At 57.2% G+C, this 498-nt stretch carries 1 pseudogene; it reads left to right on the top strand.

Going from position 1 to position 498, the window contains the following annotated elements:
* Positions 1-97 precede the first annotated feature (97 nt).
* Positions 98-498: pseudogene (locus tag EN846_RS33590) on the top strand (hypothetical protein); the annotation flags it as partial.

Raw genomic sequence — 498 nt, 5'->3', positions numbered from 1 at the left:
TTTTGGTGCGGCGTAGCAGACGCCCGCACATTTTTTGTTGCACTGCAAAAATGATCCGCTACTCTCAATCCGACCTGGCATCGATCTGGATTCGGCGTTGGCTACCAGCGTGGTGCAGCATGTCAGGATCGCGACGCGGATCGCGTGGCAGCACTTCGGCAAACATGCCGTTTTAATCGCCGCCGGCCTGGCGACGGACGCGAAACGAGGTTCCTCCATGAAAGTCGTGATCGAAAACACAGTGTGTCTGAACACGGGCGATGCCGCGATCCTTTTGGCTATCCGCCATATTCTCAGATCGATCGCCGGCGGCGATGTGCGGTTCCTGGTTTTCGACAGTCAGCCAGACGTCGCGGCCAGGCTTTACCCGAAGAAAGATTACCCTGATCTCGAATTTCACAAGCTCCTGTCGGAATCGCTGTTCAAGGATCAGCGTGGCGCCGGGATAAAGAGCCGGCTCAAGTCGATCTACAACCGGGCAGTCTGGCGCGCCTTGCG

This window comes from Mesorhizobium sp. M4B.F.Ca.ET.203.01.1.1, assembly GCF_004791025.1.
Lineage (GTDB): Bacteria > Pseudomonadota > Alphaproteobacteria > Rhizobiales > Rhizobiaceae > Mesorhizobium > Mesorhizobium abyssinicae.
The sequence above is the reverse complement of the archived record's forward strand: the minus strand, read 5'-3'. Positions and strand labels throughout refer to the sequence as shown.